The following is a 3,327-nucleotide window of genomic DNA, read 5'->3' on the forward strand; positions in this document are numbered from 1 at the left end:
AGCCCTCGCGCGCGGCGCCCTGCTCGCCCGTGCCCGGCGGGAGCACGAGGCCCATCGCGTCGAAGAAGCCGTCCGTGTACGTGGCCGTAGACGAGGCAAGGTTGCATTCGAACGCGGCAATGGAGCGGTCGGAAAGCTTGAGTATCTGCGACAGGCGCGAGGCGGCCGAGGCCACCTCGGAGCCCAGCATCTCGATGGACTCGGACAGCTCGTCCACCTCCACGATGCCGGTGGGCGTGAACGAGATGGGCTGCTCGGGGCTCGCGGCGCGCACCTCCCCCATGAGGTGGCGCAGGCGGGACGACGAAAGCCATGCCGTGAGAACGGCGACGACGATGCCCACCACGATGGAGGCCACGAACACCTTCAGAAGGTTCTCGGACAGCAGATGGACGGCGGAAAACAGCTCGTCCTCGCGCTCGAGCCCCACGAGCACCCAATGTTCGGAAGCGAACGGCGACGTGCTGTCGTAGAGCTTGATCTCGGACGCGCTGGCAGCTGCCAGCGCGTCCGACGATGCGGCTTCCGACGGCTCCACCGTCATGCGCCCCTTATCGTCGAGGAACGATTCGAACGAGCCGTCCTCCACATAGAGGCTCTGGGACGCGCCCGTGGCCGTGAGCACCTCGTAGACGCGCGGCTGCCCGGCCGCCGGCGCTGCCCCGCCGTCGCGCGCGAAGCCGCCTTCCTCGCCCGTGACGGCCAGCAGGTAGGAGCCGTTGCCCTCCTCGTTGAGGTCGAGGTACGGGAAGAAGGAGGCTATGCGATCGAGCCGGACCTCCACGCCCAGCACGCCCACGACGTTGCCTGCGGCGTCTCTCACCGGCTTGCTGTACGTGACGGACTGCGTGCCCGTCCATCCCAGGTCGACGGGGCGCCCCCAGTAGCCCAGGTCGCTCGTATCGGCATCGGGGTACTGCTGGGCCGCGCGCAGGGGGCGATAGTAGAAAGCGCTCTGGCCCTCGCCCTCGGCGGCCAGCGGGAACGTGGCCGACCACTGGCTGTCGAGCGCGATGTCGAGCCGGCGTGCCACGCTGATGGGACATGCCGCCAGCTGGAGGTCGGAGCCGTTCGCCACATCCACCTTGGGGTTGGCGTCGCGGATATAGAGCGCCGGGTGCCCTTCGCCCTCGGCGGAAGAGGCGGTCGTGCCGTCCGTGAGCACGAGGTAGGCGCCATCCACCTCGGCGCGGCGGGCGAACGACAGCAGGTCGTCGGCCGATGCGTCGATAACGGCAAGCGAGAGGTCGGATCCGGTGACGATATCGGCCGCCGACGCACCGTGCGCGGCGAGGGCGGCATCGATGTCGTCGCCCACATGCTCCACGACCACGTCGAAGTCGGACCAGCGGAAAATCATGTCGTTCTCAAGGTAGCCCGCCCGGCTGGAAACGCGCTCGGAGAACAGGTCGTAGGCGTCCGTCTCCATCTGCTCGAGCGTCTCGCTGCGCGCGAGCACGGCCACGCACATGATGCCCTGGATGGCGAGGGCGATGCAGAAGGGCACCACGACAAGGACCTTGAACGTCAGCCCACGCCGCGCGCCCCGCTTTTTTCCCGTACCCAGGCCCATGCCGCCGTCGCCTTCCTTCCCCAGCCCTCGCCCGGAAGCGATTCGGCTAGGCTATCGCCGCTTCGAGCTTTGCGGTCAGGTCGGCGAGCCAGGCGTCGAACACGGCGTCCTCCAGGTACGGCGCCACAGCCTCCTCGGGGGTCGCGCCGCCCTCGACGGCGGCCGCCACGGCGGCGCGGTCGGCCACAGCCTTGTCGGACAGCGCCTTCTCAAGCACGGCGCGCGCCTCCACGCCTCCCTTGAACGGCGGGTTGGCGTACACGCCCGCCTCGATGGTATCGAGCGTGGCCGGCAGGTTCACCAGGTAGTTCTCGGACGTGCCCTCCACGGACTCGGCCGCCTTCTGCAGGTTGTCGAGCGTGAGCGCATCCTTCTTCACGGGCACGTAGCCGGCGCTGATGGAGAAGGCCGTGTTCTGCTCCTTGTCGGTGAACCACTTCAGGAACTCCACGCAGGCGGCTTCCTTCTTCTCGTCGGACTTCGCCACCACGAAGCCGGCGCCCTGCTGGGGCGCGCACGGCTTGCCGTCCTTGAACGTGGGGTTCGACAGCGCGGCCAGCTCGATGGGGTAGCTCGTGTTGTCGTCGACCGTCACGGTCTTGGGGAAGTACACCACCGACGAGGACGAGCCCACATAGCAGACGAGGTCGCCCGTCTTCACGGCGTCGGAGCGGAACTTGCCCTCGGCGGAGAACCAGCCCTGCACCATGGGCACGTAGTAGTTGTCCCAGAGCTTCTTCATGGTGGTGCGGTCGAGGTCGAGCGAGCAGGCGCCGCCCTCGATGTCGAACACATCGTGTCCCAGCTGGCGCGAGCCCATTATCAGGTAGTTCGCCATGGCGTCGCGGCCGAAGAACGGACGCCCGTCGCCGGCGGCGTCCGGCGTCTGGGCGTCGGTCCACTCGTAGTAGCGCTGCGCCACGGCCGTGATGCCCTCGATGGTGGAGAGCTCCTCGAGCGTGGACCCGGTGGCGTCGGCGAATTTCTGCCAGTCGGTCAGGTTGATCTGCAGGGTCTCGGTGGACTTACCCACGGGGAACACCTTGAGGCTGCCGTCGCCGTTGATGTCGCCCTCCTCGATGAAGCTGTCGACGTACTGGGCCTTCTCGTCATCCGTCAGGTAGGGCGACAGGTCTGCCACGCGGCCGAGCTCGTCGATGACCGACGCGGTGTCGGAGTACGAGAGGAACGCGTCGGGCATGGCCTCGGAGCCCACGAGCTCCTGCGCCGAGTCAGTGACGGCGGCGGCCAGGTCGTTCACGCCGCCCTGGCTGGAGCTGGTGACCACGACGCCCGTATCCTTGCCGCGGCCGGCGTTGAACCCCTTGACCAGATCCTCGAACGCCTGCTGCTGCGTGCCGTTGTAATAGGTCCAGAGCTCCACCTGCACCGGATCGGCCGGGTCGAGCACGGACGCCTTCCCGGCATCGGTCGACGCCCCTTGGCCGCCGCCCGCGCATCCCGCGCAAGCCAAGGCCCCTGCCAGCGCGAACGTCGCAACGGCGCCGAATATCCTCCCACGTTTCATACTGCCCCCGTTCTGCAAGCGGGCCTGCGGCCCACGATATGCTACCATCCCGCTATTCTATAGCATGGGAAACCCCCGTATGGCGGAAACCCTTGATTGACTCAGTTTTTGAGGTTGGATAACGTGCGGAGCGCCGCGGGCGGCGGTCAGCGATCACCTGGATCGGAGGAGGGGGCCGGCGTGCCGGCGTGCCGCTCCTGCGTCGGGCGGCCGGTGCCCGCCGAGG

Annotated in this window: 2 protein-coding genes; both read right to left on the reverse strand. The window is 67.9% G+C overall.

The features are described from left to right. Nucleotides 1-1,573 (reverse strand): PDC sensor domain-containing protein (locus GPA_RS18810; protein WP_197533066.1); only part of this gene is annotated, 1,573 nt, incomplete at its 3' end. 46 nt (nt 1,574-1,619) lie between these two features. After that, nucleotides 1,620-3,101: an extracellular solute-binding protein gene (locus GPA_RS03365; RefSeq protein WP_015538934.1), complete on the reverse strand. Its 1,482-nt coding sequence runs from the start codon at nt 3,099-3,101 to the stop codon at nt 1,620-1,622. Nucleotides 3,102-3,327 lie beyond the last annotated feature (226 nt).

Source organism: Gordonibacter pamelaeae 7-10-1-b (assembly GCF_000210055.1).
Taxonomy (GTDB): domain Bacteria; phylum Actinomycetota; class Coriobacteriia; order Coriobacteriales; family Eggerthellaceae; genus Gordonibacter; species Gordonibacter pamelaeae.